At 51.8% G+C, this 21,810-nt stretch carries 15 protein-coding genes, 16 tRNA genes and 3 rRNA genes; 2 read left to right on the forward strand and 32 right to left on the reverse strand.

Features of this window, described 5'->3' with window-relative positions:
- Window positions 1-82: 82 nt before the first annotated feature.
- The 6 genes from EXW96_RS23035 to EXW96_RS23060 all read right to left on the reverse strand — a co-directional run bounded on the left by EXW96_RS23035 (window position 83) and on the right by EXW96_RS23060 (window position 5,559).
- Entirely contained in the window at window positions 83-955 is an 873-nt protein-coding gene (locus EXW96_RS23035) for a malonyl-ACP O-methyltransferase (RefSeq protein WP_254611528.1), read from the reverse strand.
- The gene (locus tag EXW96_RS23040; protein ID WP_174351524.1) at window positions 936-1,706 is read right to left on the reverse strand and encodes an alpha/beta fold hydrolase; all 771 of its coding nucleotides are present in this window, start codon (window positions 1,704-1,706) and stop codon (window positions 936-938) included. Before EXW96_RS23040 ends, EXW96_RS23035 begins: the two co-directional genes overlap by 20 nt.
- A gap of 38 nt (window positions 1,707-1,744) precedes the next feature.
- The gene (gene bioF / locus EXW96_RS23045) at window positions 1,745-2,896 is read right to left on the reverse strand and encodes an 8-amino-7-oxononanoate synthase (RefSeq protein WP_254611529.1); all 1,152 of its coding nucleotides are present in this window, start codon (window positions 2,894-2,896) and stop codon (window positions 1,745-1,747) included.
- Between the two features lie 14 nt (window positions 2,897-2,910).
- The gene (bioB, locus tag EXW96_RS23050) at window positions 2,911-3,903 is read right to left on the reverse strand and encodes a biotin synthase BioB (RefSeq protein WP_074730023.1); all 993 of its coding nucleotides are present in this window, start codon (window positions 3,901-3,903) and stop codon (window positions 2,911-2,913) included.
- A gap of 39 nt (window positions 3,904-3,942) precedes the next feature.
- Window positions 3,943-4,677, reverse strand: coding sequence for a dethiobiotin synthase (gene bioD, locus EXW96_RS23055; protein ID WP_054820092.1), 735 nt, complete (start codon window positions 4,675-4,677; stop codon window positions 3,943-3,945).
- Window positions 4,678-4,938: 261 nt separating this feature from the next.
- Window positions 4,939-5,559 (reverse strand): transposase, encoded by a 621-nt coding sequence (locus EXW96_RS23060; RefSeq protein ID WP_174351525.1) that lies wholly within the window; start codon window positions 5,557-5,559, stop codon window positions 4,939-4,941.
- A 592-nt stretch (window positions 5,560-6,151) separates the two neighbouring features.
- Between EXW96_RS23060 and EXW96_RS23065 the strand changes: the two genes are divergently transcribed.
- Together EXW96_RS23065 and EXW96_RS23070 are read left to right on the forward strand one after the other, a co-directional pair.
- The gene (locus tag EXW96_RS23065) at window positions 6,152-7,021 is read left to right on the forward strand and encodes a transposase (RefSeq protein ID WP_254611176.1); all 870 of its coding nucleotides are present in this window, start codon (window positions 6,152-6,154) and stop codon (window positions 7,019-7,021) included.
- Between the two features lie 46 nt (window positions 7,022-7,067).
- Complete coding sequence (locus EXW96_RS23070; RefSeq protein ID WP_054820364.1) at window positions 7,068-7,574, forward strand: hypothetical protein; 507 nt, start codon at window positions 7,068-7,070, stop codon at window positions 7,572-7,574.
- Between the two features lie 65 nt (window positions 7,575-7,639).
- Here the strand turns inward: EXW96_RS23070 and EXW96_RS23075 are convergent.
- The 26 genes from EXW96_RS23075 to EXW96_RS23200 all read right to left on the reverse strand — a co-directional run bounded on the left by EXW96_RS23075 (window position 7,640) and on the right by EXW96_RS23200 (window position 21,724).
- A tRNA-Arg gene (locus EXW96_RS23075) sits at window positions 7,640-7,713 on the reverse strand.
- A 6-nt stretch (window positions 7,714-7,719) separates the two neighbouring features.
- Window positions 7,720-7,793: transfer RNA gene (locus tag EXW96_RS23080), tRNA-Gly, on the reverse strand.
- Between the two features lie 13 nt (window positions 7,794-7,806).
- Window positions 7,807-7,883: transfer RNA gene (locus EXW96_RS23085), tRNA-Pro, on the reverse strand.
- A gap of 8 nt (window positions 7,884-7,891) precedes the next feature.
- Window positions 7,892-7,971 (reverse strand) — tRNA-Leu (locus EXW96_RS23090).
- A gap of 24 nt (window positions 7,972-7,995) precedes the next feature.
- A tRNA-Gly gene (locus tag EXW96_RS23095) sits at window positions 7,996-8,070 on the reverse strand.
- Between the two features lie 181 nt (window positions 8,071-8,251).
- Window positions 8,252-8,326, reverse strand: a tRNA-Gly gene (locus tag EXW96_RS23100).
- Between the two features lie 17 nt (window positions 8,327-8,343).
- Window positions 8,344-8,419 (reverse strand) — tRNA-Lys (locus EXW96_RS23105).
- Between the two features lie 22 nt (window positions 8,420-8,441).
- A tRNA-Gln gene (locus EXW96_RS23110) sits at window positions 8,442-8,513 on the reverse strand.
- A 15-nt stretch (window positions 8,514-8,528) separates the two neighbouring features.
- Window positions 8,529-8,604, reverse strand: a tRNA-His gene (locus EXW96_RS23115).
- Between the two features lie 29 nt (window positions 8,605-8,633).
- Window positions 8,634-8,708, reverse strand: a tRNA-Thr gene (locus EXW96_RS23120).
- Window positions 8,709-8,798: 90 nt separating this feature from the next.
- A tRNA-Asp gene (locus tag EXW96_RS23125) sits at window positions 8,799-8,875 on the reverse strand.
- Between the two features lie 31 nt (window positions 8,876-8,906).
- Window positions 8,907-8,983 (reverse strand) — tRNA-Met (locus EXW96_RS23130).
- 17 nt (window positions 8,984-9,000) lie between these two features.
- Window positions 9,001-9,076, reverse strand: a tRNA-Val gene (locus tag EXW96_RS23135).
- A gap of 6 nt (window positions 9,077-9,082) precedes the next feature.
- A tRNA-Glu gene (locus EXW96_RS23140) sits at window positions 9,083-9,154 on the reverse strand.
- Window positions 9,155-9,170: 16 nt separating this feature from the next.
- A tRNA-Ser gene (locus EXW96_RS23145) sits at window positions 9,171-9,259 on the reverse strand.
- 4 nt (window positions 9,260-9,263) lie between these two features.
- A tRNA-Asn gene (locus EXW96_RS23150) sits at window positions 9,264-9,339 on the reverse strand.
- A gap of 41 nt (window positions 9,340-9,380) precedes the next feature.
- Window positions 9,381-9,497, reverse strand: a 5S ribosomal RNA gene (rrf, locus tag EXW96_RS23155).
- Between the two features lie 104 nt (window positions 9,498-9,601).
- Window positions 9,602-12,519 (reverse strand): 23S ribosomal RNA (locus EXW96_RS23160).
- Between the two features lie 224 nt (window positions 12,520-12,743).
- Window positions 12,744-14,293: ribosomal RNA gene (locus EXW96_RS23165) — 16S ribosomal RNA — on the reverse strand.
- Together the 16S, 23S and 5S rRNA genes with 16 tRNA genes alongside form the textbook arrangement of a ribosomal RNA operon.
- Window positions 14,294-14,635: 342 nt before the next feature.
- On the reverse strand, window positions 14,636-15,496 hold the full coding sequence (locus tag EXW96_RS23170) for an inositol monophosphatase family protein (RefSeq protein WP_062409932.1): 861 nt from the start codon (window positions 15,494-15,496) through the stop codon (window positions 14,636-14,638).
- A gap of 155 nt (window positions 15,497-15,651) precedes the next feature.
- Entirely contained in the window at window positions 15,652-17,325 is a 1,674-nt protein-coding gene (locus EXW96_RS23175; RefSeq protein WP_174351526.1) for a putative ABC transporter permease subunit, read from the reverse strand.
- Complete coding sequence (locus tag EXW96_RS23180) at window positions 17,318-18,043, reverse strand: ABC transporter ATP-binding protein (protein WP_174351527.1); 726 nt, start codon at window positions 18,041-18,043, stop codon at window positions 17,318-17,320. The genes EXW96_RS23175 and EXW96_RS23180 overlap by 8 nt, the downstream gene beginning before the upstream one ends.
- A 65-nt stretch (window positions 18,044-18,108) precedes the next feature.
- Window positions 18,109-18,969: an ABC transporter permease gene (locus EXW96_RS23185; RefSeq protein WP_174351528.1), complete on the reverse strand. Its 861-nt coding sequence runs from the start codon at window positions 18,967-18,969 to the stop codon at window positions 18,109-18,111.
- A gap of 122 nt (window positions 18,970-19,091) precedes the next feature.
- Entirely contained in the window at window positions 19,092-19,859 is a 768-nt protein-coding gene (gene fabI / locus EXW96_RS23190) for an enoyl-ACP reductase FabI (protein WP_054819545.1), read from the reverse strand.
- A 306-nt stretch (window positions 19,860-20,165) separates the two neighbouring features.
- A complete protein-coding gene (locus EXW96_RS23195; RefSeq protein WP_054819544.1) occupies window positions 20,166-20,483 on the reverse strand; it encodes a hypothetical protein in 318 nt (105 codons plus the stop codon).
- A 218-nt stretch (window positions 20,484-20,701) separates the two neighbouring features.
- A complete protein-coding gene (locus tag EXW96_RS23200) occupies window positions 20,702-21,724 on the reverse strand; it encodes an amidase domain-containing protein (protein WP_174351529.1) in 1,023 nt (340 codons plus the stop codon).
- Window positions 21,725-21,810 lie beyond the last annotated feature (86 nt).

Here is a 21,810-nt window from a genome sequence, read left to right on the forward strand (position 1 = left end):
GTTGACCTGACCTATTTATTATAAGGCAATCATCGGCAAATCGCTATACTGTGGTACAAAAAGAAGCCTTCCCGACGCTGGATTATTCGGCGCCGAAAAGGCCGTAAAGCAGATGGTATGTCGCACGAATCCCTCCGTTGTTCACTGCAAACCGTTCCGTATACTTTTTCTCCATTTCCGCAAAAAGACGCCGTCCCGCACGTTGTGTCTCCCTGGAATCCGAATTGGCGTTGCCTGCGCCTACCCGCTTCACACTGTACAAGAAGCTCCTGACATCCGCGAACGTCTGCACATCCATATCCTCCAGGCCGGTAAAAGCAAAACTTTGCTTCAGCCCGCCGGAACTCTGGACCAATAATCGCTCCCACTCCGCCAGACTTAAAAAGTCTTGTCCATGAGACATCTTCGAAAGCCCCAGCTCGCGCTCCGCGGCTCTAAAAGCTTCATGCAGCTCTACAAAGGTTTGCGGCCCGAACGTGGCAAACGCGAGCAGACCGTCCGGCTTGAGCCGCCCAAGCCAAGCCTTCATGGTTCGTCCCGGCTCGTCAAACCATTGAAACGTTGCGCTCGATATGATCACATCGGCTTGTCCGTACTCCGTCAGCGCCCATTTCTCGTCATCGTTTCCCGGCGGCTCCGCATCACCGACAAACGTCTCCAGACGTCCGGCGGCCATATCCCCATAGCGCTGCCGCGTGCGCTCTGCCATTTGCGGGGATAAATCGATGGCCAACACACTCGCTTCCGGATAAGCCTCAAGCAGCTTGCCGGTAAGCAGTCCCGTACCGCAGCCGATTTCGATAATGCGGCTTACATTCTTCGGCGCTTTCCGCTTCAAAACCAGCTGCAGCAGACGATCCGCCATCGTCCGCTGCACAACCGCGTATTGATCATAGCTTCCGGCGTGCCGGTCAAAATGCCGCCGTACCTTGCTCTTATCGATCCTTGTCGTCATCAAGAAAACCCCTCAGATGTTCGTAAAAAGCAGCCTGTCTCGTCAAGAACGGAACATGCCCCGTATCCTCGAGAACCACGCTCCGCACCCCTTCCGTTTCATCCGGCATCGCCCCAACCGGGCAGATCGCATCACCGCTCCCATGAATCCACAGAATCCGGCCTCCTGCCGAAGTGAAGACGGGAACCAGGGTCTTGGACCAGGCTTCGGTCACATCGGTTTCGATTAAATACTGCAGCCCGGCCTTCAGGCCTTCCAAAGAGAAATCCGGTTCACAGGCTGCCACGATCTTCCCTTCGGCCCGCTCATTCGCAGATACCATCGAATCCGCAAACTGCTGCAGCACATGCTCCCGATCCGTTTCCAGCTTGCCGAGCATTCGCTCTACAATCCGCCTCGGCCAGCCCTGCTTCCGGTCGGCACTGACAAAACAGAGCGTCGAACCAATCACAACAAGCCGCTTGATCCCTAACGACCCGAATGCCGTTCCCATCTCGCCGGCCAATTGCGCCAGCCTGTCTACAGCCAGCATACCGCCCATAGACCAGCCGACGACCGTTTCGGGCTTTACTTCCCGAAGCACCCGGTCGAAGGCTTCATAGAACGCTTCGATCGAATGGCAGTCCGCATATGAAAAAAAATGATGCCCGATCCCTTGGCCTGTCCATTGCTCGCGAACGGACGACTCCCATATCCATGGTGACATTCCCCAGCCGTGAATCCATAAGATGCGTCTTGTTACGTCTACCATCTCTCTCACCGACTTCCATACCAAAAATAGGCTCGAGCCTAAGCTAATTCGCGTCCTGCCCTGTCAATTTGCTCGACCGCCCATTGCAAATCCTCGTCCCGGTGGGTAGCCATCAGCGTAAAACGTATTCTAGCCGTTCCCTCCGGCACGGTCGGGGGACGAATCGCTACAGCGGCGATTCCTGCCTGCTGCAGCTTCTCGCTAAATCGCACCGTCCGCTCATTGCTTCCCAACAGCAGCGGCACAATATGGCTCTCGCTTTCGCCCGTATCGAATCCGCGCTGCCGCAGCGCCTCGCGGAACCAGACGGCCTTTCGCGAAAGCTCCTTGCGCCGCCACTCCTCTTTCCGGGCCTGAAGCCAGTTAAGCCTCACGGACTCGATGACAGCAGGCGGCAGCGCCGTCGTATAAATGAAGCTGCGCGCCTTGTTGACAAGATACTGCTTAAGTACCTCATCCCCCGCAATATAGGCACCATATCCGCCGTAGGCTTTGCTGAACGTGCCCATTTGGATTTCGACCCGTTCGGTTAACCCAAGCTCATGTACCAGTCCTTGCCCCTGCTCTCCATACAGCCCGCCGCTGTGCGCTTCGTCGACCATCAGCATCGCTCCATAGCGGTCCTTGAGCTCCACCAGTTCACGTAAAGGGGCTATGCTTCCGTCCATACTGAAGATCGAATCAGTAACGATCAATTTTTTGCTGCCGGTATCCGCTTTGCGGAGCAGTGTTTCCAAATGATCCAAATCCCGATGGCGGTACCGGACATGCTCCGCGCGGCTAAGCACAATGCCGTCGACAATGCTTGCGTGATTCAGCCGATCGCTGAACACGACGTCGTGGCGTCCCATTAAAGACGGGATGACGCCGACATTGGCCATGTATCCGCTGCTGAACAGCAGGCAGCTTTCCGTGCCTTTAAACCGGGCAAATTCCTCTTCAAACCGTCGATACACCGGGTTATTGCCGACAATCAACCGCGAAGCGGCAGCTCCCATCCATGCATCAGCGATTCCGCTCCGCTGCTGCAGCCCCAAATAATCGTTCGAGGCCAGATTGAGCATCCTCCGTCCGTCCCGCAGCAGCCAGCCTTGTCCCTGCGGCTCCGAGTCCACTAAAGAACGGAACTGGGCCCGCTCCTTCAGCGATTCCAGTTCCGTATGCATCCACTGCCAAGCCGATTTCCTCATTTCCAAACGCCACCTTACAGAGCGCACAGCTCGATCTCGAACCCAAGGTCCTCAATCATCTTGTGGTCAGCCGTCGCCTCTTGGCCTTCCGTAGTCAAATAATCGCCGACAAACACGGAATTCGCCGCATATAGTCCCAGCGCCTGCAGCGACCTCAGATTCACTTCGCGCCCTCCTGCTATCCGAATCTCTTTGGTCGGGCAAATGAACCTCATCAAAGCAAGGACCTTCAAGCATTTGCGCGGATTCAGCTCACGGTTGTTTTCCAGCGGCGTTCCCGGGATCGAATTCAGGAAATTGACCGGGATCGAATCCGCATCCAACTCCCGTAAAGCATAGGCCATCTCTACAATTTCCTCATTCGTCTCACCCATGCCGATAATACAGCCCGAACAAGGAGACATACCTGCCGCTTTTGCTTTTTCCACCGTATCTACCCGGTCGTCATATGTATGAGTAGTTGTTATGTTGGAGAAATTTTGCTTGCTCGTATTCAAATTATGATTATACCTGTCTACCCCGGCTTCTTTCAGCTTAACGGCCTGTGCCTCGCTCAAAATCCCAAGGCAAGCGCAAATTTTCATCGGCATCGTCGACTTAATTTCTTTCACGGCCTCTACAACCTGATCCAGCTCTTTATTCGTCGGACCGCGGCCGCTGGCCACGATACAGTACGTCCCAACCTTGAGCTCCATCGCTTTGCGGGCGCCGTCTACCAGCGTTTCCTTCTCCAACAGCGGATATTTTTGAATCGCCGCCTTCGATACGATCGATTGCGAGCAGTAGCCGCAGTCCTCCGGGCAAAGCCCGCTTTTGGCGTTGATGATCAGATTCAGCTTCACTTTTTTCCCGTAATAATGCTTTCTCACTTTAAACGCCGCCTGCATAAGGGCAAGGACTTCGTCATCATCGGCTTCAAGCACCGACAACCCTTCCTCCAAAGTAAGCAATTCGCCGCGAATGGATTTATCCGCCAGCTCGTTCCAATTGGTCTGCAATGTCAACATCCGAATTGTCCTCCCGCATGAATGAACTATTTTTGTCCGCTAAAAGTATTCCATAACCGCTTGCATGTCGATCCGGTGCTCTACAGTCTCCACCCAAAGCTCACGCCAAGCTGACCACCCTGCATCGGTTTGCGGACTTTCTCCGTTCCAAGGCAGCATGCCCCATACCCGAACCTGACCGAATGTTTCAATCATGCGCCGGTTTTCTGCCAGGCCTGGGTCGTGTTCATCCTCATAGCCGTTCATAATGACGCCGGCCACCTGCAGCCCTCTCTGCCTTGCATACTCTACGGTCAGCAGCGTATGGTTCACTGTTCCCAGCTTAGGGCGGGCTATGATCAGCACCGGCAGGCCCAAAGCTGCGGCCAAATCAGCAACCAAATGCCGTTCGGTCAAAGGCACGATCAGTCCGCCGGCTCCTTCGATCAGAAGCGGACCGTCGGCTTGCAGCCTTCGGTGTCCTTCCTGAACCAGAGCTTTCCAGTCAATCGTCTTCCCTTCCCGCTTCGCCGCCATCCACGGAGCCAGCGGCGCTTCAAGCGTTATCGTCACCGTGTCCGACTCCTGCTGTCCAACGCCGCTGCCCTGTACAAGCCGATAACTATCCGCTTGGGCTTCACCCATTCGAACTCCGGACTGCACAGGTTTCCAAAGACGCAGCGTTTGTTGTTTTACGCCTCGCAATCTGCGGTTGATCGCAGCAGCAAGCGCACTTGTCACCCAAGTTTTCCCCACATCCGTATCCGTACCGGTAACGAACAATCCTTTACTCATAGGTCATCCCTCTATACTTAAACCGTTTTATTGTTAACCTCATTTTATATATTAGGTTAACAATTCAACTAGAACGTATTTTACTACACACCCGTGCAGCAGACAAGTTATTTCTATTATTCAACTCGGCTGAGCGATCTAACCCCTTTACGAAATAGGGCTATCCCCAAGTTCCGACTTATGGGATAGCCCTGCATAATCGAGTAGGAGGGGGCGGCTAACCCCCGTCCTCTCACCTATGAAAACATGCAAGTCCCTTGTTCAAAAAATATGTATTATGAGGGAATGCTCATCTGAAAATTCCTCTAAATTTTCAATCATGCTGAATAGCTCATCCATGGAAGCATCGTACTCTGCGGCTTGCTTTTGCATCTTCTTAAGCTTTCTCTCCAGGAAGTCCTTCCGCAGATCCCTATATTCCTCTTGCCTAACCAACACAGCCCATATGATGTGCAGTAACTTGCGAGCCGTTGCTACAATCGCAATCTTATGCCCTTTCTTCTCCTTCAACCCTAAGTAAAAAGCACGTAATTTCCCCTTGCTCTGAATGGCTCGCTGCACGCATTGTACCAGAATCCATCGCAGTGTTGCTCGTCCCTCTTTCGTTATATTCCCCGTATAACGCGTTTTTCCGGATTGATGAACGGATGGCACAAGTCCGGCATAGCATGCTAGCTTCTTTGGAGAAAGAAATCTTGTCACATCCCCAATTTCTGCAAGGATGGTTAAAGCACTCAACACCGATATGCCCGGTATACCCATAAGTAAGGGTACATTAGGTTTTTTCTTGGCCCTTGCAAACCAATCTGCTTCTAATGCGTTCATTTCTTGTTGGACAAAATCCAATAACTTCAGTGATGAACATAAAACGATTTGTTCCATTGCCGGCAGCGTAACCTTCTCTAAATACTTCCGTCAGGTATTCTTCTTTATTAGGCACCCAACTCTCTGGAATAAAGTCAGCCGCGAGCAACTGAGCTAGAATTTGAGCATCAAGGGCATCTGTCTTTACACGCGCTTCCGCAATGGCGCGGGTTTTCAGAGGATTAGCAACAACAACTTGTTTTCGCGTATTCCGCAGGCCTCCCCAGATAAGAACGTCATCTGTCTGCCCGCGACCACTGGAGTCTACAGGGTTAGCCCTCGGCGGCTTTGGATTTCATTGTGTTTGGGCAACTCATCCGACTGGACTCTCACCCTAAAGATGACGCCCATGCTGGGCGTACCAAAAAAAACTACGGCGGCATGAATAACTAACAGGATCTTCCTAACGGTTTGTCGAAGTAATTACGGTCAAAATTTCCAAAGGAGTTGACCCGCATTGCTTTCCAAAAACCGTCTGCGTCCACAACGGAGAATATACTTTAGACCTGAACATAAGAATTGTCCTCACTGCCAACAGAAATTACGTCGTTCACATACAGCATGGAATAAGAAAATCGCCACATTGAAAGAAGTCGTTCACGTTTGGAGCATGGCCTACCATTGCGAAAATCCAGATTGCCCGAAGCCAGGTGTATACTACAAATCGGCGGAAGCAGAAGCAATAAGCATGAAGCATTCTCCTTACGGCTTCGACGTTGTTTGCCTAGTTGGTGAACTTCGCTTCAAACGGCATATGACCCGCAAGGAGATTGCGGATGAATTGAACGCGAGAGGTGTTCAGACATCCGAACGGAGCGCACAAAATCTGTATGAACGGTATCAAACATTGCTTGCTGCTAGTCTTACTGAACATACGAAGAAAGTGCTGGCTGAAGTCACAGAACAAAACGGCGGTATTATCTTGTCTATGGATGGCGTCCAGCCAGAGAAAGGCAATGAGACACTTTATGTAATTCGTGAAGTATTCAGCGGTACTGTCTTAATAGCAAAAAACATGAAAAGTGGTTCATCTGCCGAGTTACAAACGCTCATCCAACCGATCATCGAGCAAGGCTATCCGATCGTCGGTATTGTTAGTGATGGACAGCAATCCATTCGTCTAGCGATGGAGACGCTTTTGCCCGATGTGCCTTATCAATATTGCCAGTACCATTATTTAAAAGACATCGCGAAACCGGTTGTTGATGTCGATCGAAAGTTAAAGACCGAGCTCAAGAAAAGCATGCGCGGCATTCGTGAAGTCGAGCGGAAAATCGAACAGTCGGATTCACAAGAAGCAAGCATCGCGAAGGGTTACGTTGCTGCCGTACGTGCATTGCTCTTGGAAGACGGAAATCCTCCATTAGATTTACCCGGTATGCGTATCTATGAACAGGCCCAAGCCATTCAAGCGTCCCTTCAAAAATGCTTGGATAAAAAAGGGGGCCACCCTACTTCAAAACGTTTTCAGAATATTTAGTAAAGTCGATTCCCTTCAGCAACAATACGAGAAAGTCGCTCGCTGGATGAAGCCAATCCGTCACATTGCAGAAATCCTTGAACCCAGCATGGATAAGACAAGCAAGACAGTTGAATGGGAAATGACAAAGCTGTTGGATTGGGTTCGGCTTTCCTATACCGAAGAGAATGATCTGGAAATGGTTAACAATCTCCTTAGTTACAGCAAGGGATTCTGGAAGGGACTCTTCACTTGCTACGATCATTATCATGTGCCAAGAACGAACAACGATCTGGAACGCTTCTTCCGAGCTACGAAGACACGACACCGTCGGATGACCGGGCTACGCAACTGGAACGAATACATCTTACGGAATGGTGAGATGGTTGTGCTCGTTGATGATGGACTTAAACAGGAAAACCTAATCGCCCGTTTAAGGATGGTCGACTACACAAGCTACAAGAAACAGAAAGAAAAATGGAATAACCGGTTGAGCGATAGTGTTATGCGCAAACGGTTTAAACGCGATCCACAAAATTATCTTAAAAATTTAGAAAACCAATGGCTCAAATAACATGTATGTTATTCATGCCGCCGTAGAAAAAAAACAACCCCTCGCATTTGCGAGAGGCTGTTTTACGTCCCAGGAGGGATTCGAACCCCCGACCGACGGCTTAGAAGGCCGTTGCTCTATCCAGCTGAGCTACTGGAACATGATATGGAGCGGGTGATGGGAATCGAACCCACGCTACCAGCTTGGAAGGCTGGAGTTCTACCATTGAACTACACCCGCATTAAATTTAAAGTGGTCGGGACGACACGATTCGAACATGCGACCCCCTGGTCCCAAACCAGGTGCTCTACCAAGCTGAGCTACGTCCCGTTATTCAATGCCGGTAGAGGGACTTGAACCCCCACGGTTTCCCTCACGATTTTGAGTCGCGCGCGTCTGCCAATTCCGCCATACCGGCATGATGAGTTAAATTCACTCATGATGGAGCGGAAGACGGGATTCGAACCCGCGACCCTCGCCTTGGCAAGGCGATGCTCTACCCCTGAGCCACTTCCGCTTACTAAATATCAAACCAGACTCCATTAACTATATTCGACCGAGACCAGTCAGGTTCCTCTTCACCATATTCCTATGCGCTAGGAGATGGGATACTCTCCGTTACGCTCCAAGACTGTGAAGCGGTCCTAACGAAGCTTACGCTTCGGCAAACCCTTTGAGTTCTCGCTCTGATTCATGAATGGAGCGGAAGACGGGATTCGAACCCGCGACCCTCGCCTTGGCAAGGCGATGCTCTACCCCTGAGCCACTTCCGCGTTTCCGTTAGAAACAATGGTGAGCCATGTAGGACTCGAACCTACGACACCCTGATTAAAAGTCAGGTGCTCTACCAACTGAGCTAATGGCTCCCTTTATCGTAATCTGAAAAAACTGGGGATCTAGGATTCGAACCTAGGCATGACGGAGTCAAAGTCCGTTGCCTTACCGCTTGGCTAATCCCCAATGCTGATAAGATAATGGGGCGATCGAAGGGAATTGAACCCTCGAATGTCGGAGCCACAATCCGATGCGTTAGCCACTTCGCCACGACCGCCGTAATCATTGAACCAGGCGAATGGGTAATGGTGCCGTCGAGAGGAGTCGAACCTCCGACCTACGCATTACGAGTGCGTTGCTCTGCCTCTGAGCTACGACGGCATAGTCTTTAAATTAAAAACGTCGGACAATCGGATAATCATCTCCGTATTATTCCGATGTTTAAATTGTGCTTCATTTAGTTGAAAATCATGGCGGAGCCGACGGGATTCGAACCCGCGGTCTCCTGCGTGACAGGCAGGCATGTTAGGCCTCTACACCACGGCTCCACATATTTTTTCGAATGCTTTGCTTCGAAATTGGTTGCGGGGGCAGGATTTGAACCTGCGGCCTTCGGGTTATGAGCCCGACGAGCTACCGGGCTGCTCCACCCCGCGTCAGTATAAGTAATCTATGGTGGAGGCTGACGGGATCGAACCGCCGACCCTCTGCTTGTAAGGCAGATGCTCTCCCAGCTGAGCTAAGCCTCCATGGGATGACCCGTAGGGGATTCGAACCCCTGTTACCTCCGTGAAAGGGAGGTGTCTTAACCCCTTGACCAACGGGCCTTGCTATAATGTACTACGGAGAGAGAGGGATTCGAACCCTCGAGACGCTTGTGACGCCTACACGATTTCCAATCGTGCTCCTTCGGCCAACTCGGACACCTCTCCAAAATGGCTCCCCGAACAGGACTCGAACCTGTGACAACTCGATTAACAGTCGAGTGCTCTACCAACTGAGCTATCGGGGAATGTTAATGGTTGTGGAGTATTAAAGTGTCAAACAATACCCGCTTGGCGACGTTCTACTCTCCCGGGACCCTGCGGTCCAAGTACCATCGACGCTGGAAGGCTTAACGGTCGTGTTCGGTATGGGTACGCGTGGTTCCCTTCCGCCATCATCACCAAACGTATTGATGTTTCTGCCAGGAAACATCGCATTTTCACTTTCAAGGCGGCTTGCGCCCTGAAAACTGGATCGAAACCAAGCCGCTGATCATCTTCATGTGCTTTTTGGATAAGCCCTCGACCGATTAGTATTCGTCAGCTCCACACGTTGCCGTGCTTCCACCCCGAACCTATCTACCTCGTCGTCTACAAGGGGTCTTACGTACTGGGAAATCTCATCTTGAGGGGGGCTTCACGCTTAGATGCTTTCAGCGCTTATCCCTTCCGTACTTGGCTATCCAGCCGTGCCTCTGGCGAGACAACTGGTACACCAGCGGTACGTCCATCCCGGTCCTCTCGTACTAAGGACAGCTCCTCTCAAATTTCCTACGCCCGCGACAGATAGGGACCGAACTGTCTCACGACGTTCTGAACCCAGCTCGCGTACCGCTTTAATGGGCGAACAGCCCAACCCTTGGGACCTACTTCAGCCCCAGGATGCGATGAGCCGACATCGAGGTGCCAAACCTCCCCGTCGATGTGGACTCTTGGGGGAGATAAGCCTGTTATCCCCAGGGTAGCTTTTATCCGTTGAGCGATGGCCCTTCCATTCGGTACCACCGGATCACTAAGCCCGACTTTCGTCCCTGCTCGACCTGTTTGTCTCGCAGTCAAGCTCCCTTTTGCCTTTGCACTCTGCGAATGATTTCCAACCATTCTGAGGGAACCTTGGGGCGCCTCCGTTACGCTTTAGGAGGCGACCGCCCCAGTCAAACTGCCCACCTGACACTGTCCCCATACCCGCTTAGGGCACCAGGTTAGAACTCCGATACGATCAGGGTGGTATCCCAACGTCGCCTCCACACAAGCTGGCGCTCATGCTTCTCAGGCTCCCACCTATCCTGTACAGATCGTACCAAAGTCCAATATCAAGCTGCAGTAAAGCTCCATGGGGTCTTTCCGTCTTGTCGCGGGTAACCTGCATCTTCACAGGTATTAAAATTTCACCGGATCTCTCGTCGAGACAGCGCCCAAGTCGTTACGCCATTCGTGCGGGTCAGAATTTACCTGACAAGGAATTTCGCTACCTTAGGACCGTTATAGTTACGGCCGCCGTTTACTGGGGCTTCGGTTCACAGCTTCGGGTTACCCCTAACCGCTCCCCTTAACCTTCCAGCACCGGGCAGGCGTCAGCCCGTATACTTCGCCTTGCGGCTTCGCACAGACCTGTGTTTTTGCTAAACAGTCGCTTGGGCCTTTTCACTGCGGCCCCCTCGGGCTATTCACCCTACCGGGGCACCCCTTCTCCCGAAGTTACGGGGTCATTTTGCCGAGTTCCTTAACGAGAGTTCTTCCGCGCGCCTTAGCATTCTCTGCTCGCCTACCTGTGTCGGTTTGCGGTACGGGCACCTTCTCCCTGGCTAGAGGCTTTTCTTGGCAGCCTGAACTCATGACCTTCGGTACTCCAATTTTCCCTCCCCATCACAGCCCAGCCTTTCGATGTGCGGATTTGCCTGCACACCAGCCTCACTGCTTGGACGAGCATCCATCAGCTCGCGTCACTATCCTTCTGCGTCACCCCATTGCTCATAACGGTTCACGGTGGTACAGGAATTTCAACCTGTTGTCCTTCGACTACGCCTTTCGGCCTCGCCTTAGGTCCCGACTTACCCTGAGCGGACGAACCTTCCTCAGGAACCCTTAGGCTTTCGGCGGATCAGATTCTCACTGATCTTTTCGTTACTCATACCGGCATTCTCACTTGTAACCGCTCCAGCTGTCCTCACGATCAACCTTCAACGCTGTTACAACGCTCCCCTACCCCAGATATTTTCATATCTAGCCATAGCTTCGGTGGTGTGTTTAGCCCCGTTACATTTTCGGCGCAGAGTCACTCGACCAGTGAGCTATTACGCACTCTTTGAATGGTGGCTGCTTCTAAGCCAACATCCTGGTTGTCTGCGCAACTCCACATCCTTTCCCACTTAACACACACTTGGGGACCTTAGCTGATGATCTGGGCTGTTTCCCTCTTGACAATGGATCTTAGCACTCACTGTCTGACTCCCGGGTTAACGTCTGTGGCATTCAGAGTTTGACTGGACTTGGTAACCCTTGGCGGGCCCCGCACCCAATCAGTGCTTTACCTCCACGACGCATCTCCCGAGGCTAGCCCTAAAGCTATTTCGGGGAGAACCAGCTATCTCCGAGTTCGATTGGAATTTCTCCGCTACCCCCACCTCATCCCCGAATTTTTCAACATTCGTGGGTTCGGGCCTCCAGTGCGTGTTACCGCACCTTCACCCTGGACAGGGGTAGATCACACGGTTTCGGGTCTACGCCTGCAAACTCATTCGCCCTGTTCAGACTCGCTTTCGCTGCGGCTTCGGCTTCTCACCTTAACCTGCTTGCAAACGTAACTCGCCGGTTCATTCTACAAAAGGCACGCCATCACTCATTAACGAGCTCTGACTTCTTGTAAGCACACGGTTTCAGGTTCTCTTTCACTCCGCTCCCGCGGTTCTTTTCACCTTTCCCTCACGGTACTGCTTCACTATCGGTCGCCAGGGAGTATTTAGCCTTGGCAGATGGTCCTGCCGGATTCCCACGAGGTTTCACGTGTCTCGCGGTACTCGGGATCCGTCTAGGGCTTTCGCAGAATTTCGGCTACAGGGCTGTTACCTTCTCCGGCCGGCCTTTCCAGACCGCTTCACCTACTCTGCTCAACCCACGTTGACGTCCCACAACCCCAGGGGGCAAGCCCCCTGGTTTGGGCTAATCCGCTTTCGCTCGCCGCTACTGACGGAATCACTTTTGTTTTCTTTTCCTGAGGGTACTTAGATGTTTCAGTTCCCCTCGTCTGCCTCCAATGCAGCTATGTATTCACTGCATGGTACGTATCTATTACGATACGCAGGTTTCCCCATTCGGACATCCCCGGATCAAAGCCTGCTTACGGCTCCCCGAGGCATTTCGTCGTTCGCCACGTCCTTCATCGGCTCCTGGCGCCTAGGCATCCTCCGTGTGCTCTTATTAGCTTAACCAATTTGGTTATTCGGTACCGACACTTACGTATCGGCTGCTGACGATTTTCTTGCGAAAATCGCAGTTGGATGATTCAGCATTTTGCTTTGTTTCGATATCCAGTTTTCAAGGAACAAACGGTATTGAAAGGCATTGCACCTTTCAAAACTGAACACGAGTGAGTGCCGTTGCAACTTGCGTTGCAGATTTGTCCGCTGACCTACCGTCAGCATGGACTCCATAGAAAGGAGGTGATCCAGCCGCACCTTCCGATACGGCTACCTTGTTACGACTTCACCCCAATCATCTACCCCACCTTCGGCGGCTGGCTCCTTGCGGTTACCCCACCGACTTCGGGTGTTGTAAACTCTCGTGGTGTGACGGGCGGTGTGTACAAGACCCGGGAACGTATTCACCGCGGCATGCTGATCCGCGATTACTAGCAATTCCGACTTCATGCAGGCGAGTTGCAGCCTGCAATCCGAACTGAGACCGGCTTATAAGGATTCGCTCCGGATCGCTCCTTCGCTTCCCGTTGTACCGGCCATTGTAGTACGTGTGTAGCCCAGGTCATAAGGGGCATGATGATTTGACGTCATCCCCACCTTCCTCCGGTTTGTCACCGGCAGTCAACTTAGAGTGCCCAACTTAATGCTGGCAACTAAGCTCAAGGGTTGCGCTCGTTGCGGGACTTAACCCAACATCTCACGACACGAGCTGACGACAACCATGCACCACCTGTCTCCTCTGTCCCGAAGGAAAGGTACATCTCTGTACCGGTCAGAGGGATGTCAAGACCTGGTAAGGTTCTTCGCGTTGCTTCGAATTAAACCACATACTCCACTGCTTGTGCGGGTCCCCGTCAATTCCTTTGAGTTTCACTCTTGCGAGCGTACTCCCCAGGCGGAGTGCTTATTGTGTTGACTTCGGCACCAAGGGTATCGAAACCCCTAACACCTAGCACTCATCGTTTACGGCGTGGACTACCAGGGTATCTAATCCTGTTTGCTCCCCACGCTTTCGCGCCTCAGCGTCAGTTACAGTCCAGAAAGCCGCCTTCGCCACTGGTGTTCCTCCACATCTCTACGCATTTCACCGCTACACGTGGAATTCCGCTTTCCTCTCCTGCACTCAAGCCACCCAGTTTTCGGTGCGATCCGGGGTTGAGCCCCGGGCTTATACACCAAACTTAAACGGCCGCCTGCGCGCGCTTTACGCCCAATAATTCCGGACAACGCTTGCCCCCTACGTATTACCGCGGCTGCTGGCACGTAGTTAGCCGGGGCTTTCTTCTCAAGTACCGTCACCCTCAGGGCAGTGACTCCCCAAGGCGTTCTTCCTTGGCAACAGAGCTTTACGATCCGAAAACCTTCTTCACTCACGCGGCGTTGCTCCGTCAGACTTGCGTCCATTGCGGAAGATTCCCTACTGCTGCCTCCCGTAGGAGTCTGGGCCGTGTCTCAGTCCCAGTGTGGCCGATCACCCTCTCAGGTCGGCTACGCATCGTCGCCTTGGTGAGCCGTTACCCCACCAACTAGCTAATGCGCCGCAGGCCCATCTGTAAGCCACAGCTTGCACCGTGTTTCTTGATCCCTCCATGCGGAGAAACCACCTATCCGGTCTTAGCTACCGTTTCCGGTAGTTATCCCGGTCTTACAGGCAGGTTGCCTACGTGTTACTCACCCGTCCGCCGCTCCAGGGGGCTCCCGTAAGGGAGCACCCCTAGCGCTCGACTTGCATGTATTAGGCACGCCGCCAGCGTTCGTCCTGAGCCAGGATCAAACTCTCCATGAAAGAAAGCTGATTAGCTCATACATCTACTACTGGCGAGAATCTCTCGATTCTCTATCTTTACACTCACTCGTTGTTCAGTTTTCAAAGGACAATTTTATGCGTCGTTTTTCGACTTTATTTTTTCAACCTCGTCGAAAGCGACTCTAATAATATACCACATTCACTTACTTCAATGCAAGAACTTTTTTTTTACCATAACGCTTTAGCTTGTCCTCTGCATTGCCCGTCCTTATCGGCCGGAAAAATAATATAGCATGGATCGAAACCAAAATCAAGCCCTGAAAATAAAAAGCACAAACCCAAAGGTTTGCGCTAAAAACAACAACCTATAAGCCCGCGTTTTTAAAAACCGGTTGCGTTTGCCGCTCCAAGCTCCCGTACCATTTCATCATGGATATGTCCGTTGCTCGCGAGCACATGGCGAACGTTCAAGCTGTAGGGATTGCCCAGCGTATCCGTTACCCTGCCGCCGGATTCCGTAATGAGAATAGCCCCCGCAGCCATATCCCACGAGTTCAGTCCAATTTCCCAAAAACCGCTTAAGCGCCCCGCGGCAACATAAGCCATGTGCAAGGCGGCCGAACCGGCTACGCGAAGATTCCGCACCTTGGGACCCATTGCTTGAATCCCCCGCATATTTACAGGCATCGCATGTGAACGATCGGCCGATAAACCGGTCGCAATAAGGCTGTGATCCAGCGTCAGCTCGGACGATACCCGCATCCGTTTTCCTTTCAGATAGGCCCCTTTGCCCTTTTCCGCAACATATAGTTCATTATGAACAGGATTGTATACCACGCCTACGATGACCTCACCTTTATGCGCAAGAGCGATGGATACCGAAAAAAAGGGAAAGCCGTGAACGAAATTGGTTGTACCGTCCAACGGGTCCACAATCCATAAATATTCGGCATGGCTGACTTGCTCCAGCGCTTTCCGGGATGCGTCCGGTCCGGGCTCTACGCCCTCTTCACCGAGAATTTCATGATGCGGAAAATGGGTTTGAATCAAATTGCGGATCATCTTTTCCGCGCCTTTATCGACTTCCGTTACCAGATCATGCATGGAGGATTTGAGCTGCAGATTATTGAAATCTCCAAGCTTACTCACAATCCATTCCCCGGCTTTCGATGCGGTATTAATGGCAACCGCGGTAAAACTCTTGCTTCCGACAGCAGAGGATATGGGATTTTGATTTGGCATCCATAATCATTCCTTTTCTATACCGATAAATAAAAAATCTGATAATATTGTTTGTAATCGGATTGATTATTTCCAGTATAGATAATATACGAAAAATTTGCTACGAAATTCACAAAAACGTTGCTGAATGTAACAAAAGAGTGATTGGAGGCAGATTAAACCTCTATCTTCAAAAACCACTTCCGCCCTTTGGTCATCAGAAGGCGATACAGCAAGAAATCCGCGCCAATAAATAAAACCAGAAGAGCAAGTGCGGTAGAGAGCAAGCTGAGCTCCAGCTTAAAAACAACGAAAAAGATAAGGCCGGCTGCCAGAATGCCGATCAGCATATTATATATGCCGTTTAAATTTTGCTTCACCGCTTTTTGTTCATTGTCCCAATGCAGCTTCGGCATCAGAAGATCGATCAGAACGCCGGTCGAACAGCAAAACAGCGTGGCCGGAATACTCACCAGAAGCAGCAAAAGCACAAGCAGCAGCGGCAGTTGAAGCAGAAGATAGGCTAAAGCCGTAAGCAGAAATGCGCTTGAAAGCGTCAGGAGCCATCCGGCGAGCATTTTCGCCGAAATCATTTTCCCATACGCGACCGGCAAATATTTATTTACAAAGAACCCGGTGCCTTCTCTGGAGATCGAAGTGGAGGCCGTAGGGTTCGTTCCGGAGACAAAGAGAAATATACCGGCACCGCCCGCAAGAATAAGAGCCGCCATACCGTCATGATTAACTATGCTTTCCGCTGTCCTTAAGCTTTCCATCAAATTCGGCTGTGTCAGAACCGGAATAAGAAAAAACACCGGCCACAAAAAAGACATCAGTACACAGTTCAGGAAGTAGGGCGGGGTTCGAAACAGAATACGAAGTTCTTTGATCAAGTAAGCTTTTAGTACAGACTGCTGCACAGTCAACTTGTCATACCGGGATGCGCTAAGCCGTTTCCGCCGCGCCGACGATTCCGAAATGCCTAACACGCCTTTAAAATACAGGCGCTGTCCAAGAAAGACAAATCCGATAAAGAACAGACAAGAAAGGCTTAGGAAAAGCGTCAGACTCGCCAACCCTGCCAATGACGTCTCCTTCAACAGCGCATCAGCCGCCAGCTTGGCGCTTGGAAATGCCCGGGCCGCCAAATCGATGAAGGCGTTATGGCCGTTCTGCAGCATGTCTTGCAGCTGTTCGGGATTCATCGATTTGTTCATCGTACGTTGAAATAAAATATTGCCCCCGACAGAAAGAATAACCGCCGCAATTCCCGCCAACATCCTAAAACGGTCTTTGTTGCGGGCGATACCGGAAAAGCTCATGGTGATCATGGCTACAAGGGAAGACAACACCAGCGGAATGATAGGGAGCGCCAGGAAGATAAGCCCCGAATAGATATAGTAGACGATTCCGCTGCCATTCTTGATCCCAAAGGTCAGCAGCACGGGCAAAAGCAGAAGCAGCTGCGTCAAATACTCATAAAGCAGCGTTACGATAAATTTGGCCGTCAAGATCTGGGCAGGCTTCAATGGAAGCGGCAGCAAGTGCTCGACGTCCTGAGAGAAGTAAAAGACGTTGATGACATAAAAAACGCCGAACATGAAGATGACTACACATGTGACTGCCAGGCCAAGACCCGGGATCATCCCTTCGAGTCCAATAGACGTAAGTCCTTCGTACATAAAAGAGACCAACGAAACCAAAGAGAACATCAAAGGCAAAAAGGCGGCCAATAGAAGCACCGGCAAAAGAAACCGTACGGAAAGCCTGCGTTTTTTCCTGCCTGCCCCCGTTAGCTGTCCTCCGCCGTTCTTGAGCAGGATGCGTGTTAGCAGAAGCGTTTTATTCATGATTCGTCAGCTCCAAAAACAGGCTTTCCAAGGACTGATCCGATTGGAAGCGCTCCTGCATGTCCTTAAATGTTCCGCAGAACAAGATCACGCCCTTATTGATGATCGCCACCCGGTCACACAGCTTTTCAGCCACCTCAAGCACATGGGTGGAGAAAAGTACCGTTTTGCCGCTGTCCGCATGCTCCCGCATCATTTCCTTCAGCGTGTACGATGATTTGGGGTCAAGACCGGTCAGGGGCTCGTCGAGAATCCATACGGCCGGGTCATGCACAAGGACACCCATAATAACGATTTTTTGCCGCATGCCGTGAGAATAGCTTTGGATCGGGTCAGATAACGCATGCAGCATATCGAAACGCCGGGCGAGCGCCTCTATACGTTCCTTTCTCAGCTCTCGCGGCACATCGTACATGTCGGCCATAAAATTCAAATATTCCAACCCCTTGAGCCGTAAAAACAAATCCGGACTATCCGGAACGTAGCCAAACTGCTTCTTCGCTTCAAGCGGCGATTGGGATATGTCCTTCCCGTTGATCCGGATCGTGCCTTTGTCCGGCTGAATAATGCCGGTGATCATTTTGATCGTTGTCGTTTTCCCGGCGCCGTTCGGTCCGAGAAAACCGAAGATTTCGCCGCCCCGGACAGTCAGCGTCAGGTTATCCACTGCTTTTACCGTACCGTTATAGCTTTTGGTCACGTCCATGAGCTCGATCATAACCATTCTCCTTCCCGATATGCCTTTATGTTCGTTAACTTAGTATCGTATTATATATGCCGGGTTTAACCGTCGCGAACAGAATCATGGTTCGCTTTTGGCGGGCCGCTTGTCCCGATCCGCACTCCCAATATCATCAGCCGGGATACGGCATAAGCCAGGACTGTCCCGGCCGAAAGCATCAGCGGTACACCCAGCCACAACCTTTCAGGCCATGCAGTGCAAGCGAGAGCAACGCTCATGGCTAAGGTTGCCGGGAGCAGCAGCGTAAATACCGCACGGCTCATGCCGTCGGACAAATCCGCGGCCTCCCACCGGAACAACCGGAGATAACGGGAATCCAGCAGCTCCTGCCCGCTAATCCTAAGCCATGAAGCCAGCAGAAAAGCTAAAACGCCCCAAAGCAGCCACTTTAACCATGAGGGCACGATCGCCACTGCATACATCACAAGCACCACAAACTGCACATAAAGCTTCATTCGCGGCCCGCTTCTGACAAACGCCTTCAAGGCCGCTTCCGCCACCCCTGTCCCCGGTGTCCGCCGGTGAAACAATCTGCCGGACCTGCGGAATAACAAGGGCCGGGAACGAGGGGTGCTCGGCGGTTTCTCTATCCCTTGGCTCAGCACAAGCGAAGCAATCTTCATCTTCTCTTTATGTTCGCGTTCGATGTCGCCGAAGAAAGCCCCCTTTACACGGATTCGGCGGTGAATGAATAACGATAATGTCCCCGCTGACAAGAAGCTGAGAAGCACCGGCACTACGCCGGGATCAGGCAATAAGCAAGTTTTTCCGGATACTATATACGACACAGCCCCCGTAATGAACAATAATCCGGCTAGCAGCCAGCGCCTCCACCCCGCAAACCGGATGGTCAGCAGGTGAAAAACAAAGGATATGTTCGCCTTAAACAGAAAGGTAAACATTCCCCATGCCATATTATAGTATAAATTTTATACACTTTCCCCAAGAATACCATATACCATAAAGCACAAAAAAACCACCTGTCAATAAAACAACAGGTGGTCCACTATTTGGAAATCTCGTATTACACACCAACGATGTGATACCCGCTATCTACATAAATTACTTCGCCGGTGATGCCCCGGGACAAGTTACTCATCAGGAACATAGCCGTATCGCCAACTTCGGCGGTTTCCGTCGTCCGGCGAAGAGGCGCTTTTTCCTCTACGGTTTTCAGGATGGAGTTAAAATCCTTAATCCCTTTCGCGGCAAGCGTCCGGATCGGACCGGCGGAGATGGCGTTCACGCGAATGTTGAATTGGCCCAGATCGTTCGCCAAATAACGCACGCTGGCTTCCAGAGCAGCCTTGGCAACCCCCATGACATTGTAGTTTTTCATGGCGCGTTCAGCCCCGAGGTAGGTCATCGTCATAATGCTTCCGCCCTCGGTCATGAGCGGATACAGCTTTTGTGCAACAGCAACCAGCGAATACGCGCTGATGTCGTGCGCCAGAGCGAATCCGTCCCGGCTCGTATTCACGAACAAGCCTTCAAGCTCTTCGGTCCGGGCAAAAGCAATGCTGTGCACGATACCGTGAAGCGCGCCGAAATGCTCCTTTAAGGAACCCGCCAGCTTCTCGATATCTTCATCAACGGTCACATTGCAGGGCAGCATGACCGCATCCGGAATCGTATTCACCAGCTTGCGCACGCGTTCCTCCACCCGTTCGTTCTCATACGTAAACACCAATTTGGCGCCTTGGCTCGCCAAAGACTGCGCAATCGCCCATGCGATACTCCGGTCATTAGCCACACCCATAACCACAATATTTTTACCCTCTAGCAAACTCATCCGTACGTTCCCCTCTCCATTGTCAAATAGGGCTTGGACACTTTCTTCCCTACTCAAAGTATATCATTTTACCGAATATTTCAAGCGCGCTTTTCGCCCCTGAACAGGACCGTTCACAGTTCAAAAGAAGCTTGGAACAGCACGGTTAAACCGGATTCTCCCCTCACAGATTCCATCAGCTGCGCATCATCTTTCCTCCCGGCCTCCGGCATCATATCGTGTATTCCGCCCGTCCTAAATTCGAACTTAAAAACAAAGCACCCATACCATTAAGGAATGAGTGCTCCAAACTCCGGTTTGTAGGATCTACTTTCCAGCTCCAAAAAACAATTCGTCGGCTAATGCGGTTTGTATGCGCGCTTCTTCATCCGTGAGCTTGCGGACCAGCTCCATTTCGACCTCCGTCACTTCTTCCCCCTGGAAATTGATTTCGGCGATGGAGGCGAGAATTTTCACGATGGCAATCGCCTGATTGTCCGGGGTGTAAGCAATCACCTTCTGTCCTGCGGGATAAACGCGAAAGCCTTTCTTTACCATTTTGCCGCGGCCGTATTCCAGCAGCTCGAACAGCTCCTGCTCGGACTTAAATTTGCAAACGGAATTAAATTCGGTTTGAAAACCCATAGAATTTCTCCTCCCGGCTTGTTCATTAGCCTTAGCATAATGGAAGCGGCAAGGCAAAAGCAAGCCTGGACACGTGGCACATTCCCCGCATCCGATACCGAACCCCCGGAAAATTCCGACACCGCCCGCGAATCATAAATATAGAAAAACAACGCCTCGAAGGTGCATGGACACGGTAAAATTAGCAAAACCTAATCTAAGGCACGTCTCATATGCATTTAAAAAGAATCCGAAATATGTAAAAGCCGGTAACGCGTACGTTCAGTCCACGCCGGCGAATCCGTGTAGCTCCAATAACGGTGCTTGCTGCTGACCGTATTGGCGTTAACCAGCGGCATCCCGTTGGAATCTTTGGCGGTAACCACTGTCGTGTGCTGGAATCGGCCGTCGCCGTCCCAGTCATAGCTGATGACATCGCCCGGCTCAAGCTCGGCCGCGCTGGAAACCTCCTGAGCGCGAAGACCTGATCGGCTGGTCAGCAAATAAAACTGCAGGCTTTCGGCAACAGCCCAACTGAAGCTCCACAGCTCCCGCCCGCCTACACGGCCTTTGTACCACCATCCCGTATCTCTCTGGCCCGTATGCTTCATCGGAGCGCCTCCGGCAAACAGACATTGGGACACATAGTTACTGCAGTTCACTTCGAATGTCAGGTAAGCCGGGTTCCCTTTATCCCACCAGAGATCCGCGTAACGGGCGGCCTCCATTCGATTGTATATCGCCCGCGCCGCGGAATGCTGCAGCTCCGGCACAAGCTGCCGGTTCAGGAAAGGCACGGACGGCGCCCGCATCAAACCGACCGCTGCGAATTCGTCCTCCGCCTCCATAATGCCGCCGGCAACAGCCGGCTTCAAACGAAGCGCCGCTTCCGTTTGGAGCGCTTCAATCTTAGCAATGATCCAGCCGTCGGCTCCGGGTACCAGCGTCACGCGCTCCTGCTCCAGCCGTTGTTCTTCATAAGAAGAGTGGCCAATCTGGCCTACGGAGGTTCTCCGCAGCAATACATCGGCCATAACCCGGTCTTCCCGCTCTGCAGCGCGTAATATCGTAAGACGGGTTTCGCTTTTGACCGGTATGAAATGTCTATCCTTGTCCGTCGCCGCTCTGCGGGAAAGTCGGGCGGTCTGGTCGTGGAGGTATGCTTCGTCCTCTACAATCGGCAGCATGGGATCTACGGAATAATCGATGTCCATTTGATTGCGATGATGTACATAGTCGTACAGGATCGTTTTCCAAGTCATGGCATCTGGCCCCTTTCCTTAAAAAACCTGTCGGGAGTTATTCGGCGTTTCAAACATTCATTCCATTCGTATGCATAAAACCGTAC

It is taken from the genome of Paenibacillus sp. JMULE4 (assembly GCF_013337105.1).
GTDB classification, from domain to species: Bacteria; Bacillota; Bacilli; order Paenibacillales; family NBRC-103111; genus Paenibacillus_G; species Paenibacillus_G naphthalenovorans.

Bases quoted from the DNA above. Each gene is read 5' to 3' on its own strand.
- EXW96_RS23200 (WP_174351529.1), bottom strand. From the start codon at position 21,724: ATGACTTGGAAAACGATCCTGTACGACTATGTACATCATCGCAATCAA.
- fabI (WP_054819545.1), bottom strand. From the start codon at position 19,859: ATGAGTTTGCTAGAGGGTAAAAATATTGTGGTTATGGGTGTGGCTAAT.
- EXW96_RS23060 (WP_174351525.1), bottom strand. From the start codon at position 5,559: ATGGAACAAATCGTTTTATGTTCATCACTGAAGTTATTGGATTTTGTC.
- EXW96_RS23170 (WP_062409932.1), bottom strand. From the start codon at position 15,496: ATGCCAAATCAAAATCCCATATCCTCTGCTGTCGGAAGCAAGAGTTTT.
- EXW96_RS23065 (WP_254611176.1), top strand. From the start codon at position 6,152: ATGGCCTACCATTGCGAAAATCCAGATTGCCCGAAGCCAGGTGTATAC.
- EXW96_RS23175 (WP_174351526.1), bottom strand. From the start codon at position 17,325: ATGAATAAAACGCTTCTGCTAACACGCATCCTGCTCAAGAACGGCGGA.
- EXW96_RS23035 (WP_254611528.1), bottom strand. From the start codon at position 955: ATGACGACAAGGATCGATAAGAGCAAGGTACGGCGGCATTTTGACCGG.
- EXW96_RS23195 (WP_054819544.1), bottom strand. From the start codon at position 20,483: ATGGGTTTTCAAACCGAATTTAATTCCGTTTGCAAATTTAAGTCCGAG.
- bioB (WP_074730023.1), bottom strand. From the start codon at position 3,903: ATGTTGACATTGCAGACCAATTGGAACGAGCTGGCGGATAAATCCATT.
- bioF (WP_254611529.1), bottom strand. From the start codon at position 2,896: ATGAGGAAATCGGCTTGGCAGTGGATGCATACGGAACTGGAATCGCTG.
- EXW96_RS23040 (WP_174351524.1), bottom strand. From the start codon at position 1,706: ATGGTAGACGTAACAAGACGCATCTTATGGATTCACGGCTGGGGAATG.
- EXW96_RS23180 (WP_174351527.1), bottom strand. From the start codon at position 18,043: ATGATCGAGCTCATGGACGTGACCAAAAGCTATAACGGTACGGTAAAA.
- EXW96_RS23070 (WP_054820364.1), top strand. From the start codon at position 7,068: ATGAAGCCAATCCGTCACATTGCAGAAATCCTTGAACCCAGCATGGAT.
- EXW96_RS23185 (WP_174351528.1), bottom strand. From the start codon at position 18,969: ATGTTTACCTTTCTGTTTAAGGCGAACATATCCTTTGTTTTTCACCTG.
- bioD (WP_054820092.1), bottom strand. From the start codon at position 4,677: ATGAGTAAAGGATTGTTCGTTACCGGTACGGATACGGATGTGGGGAAA.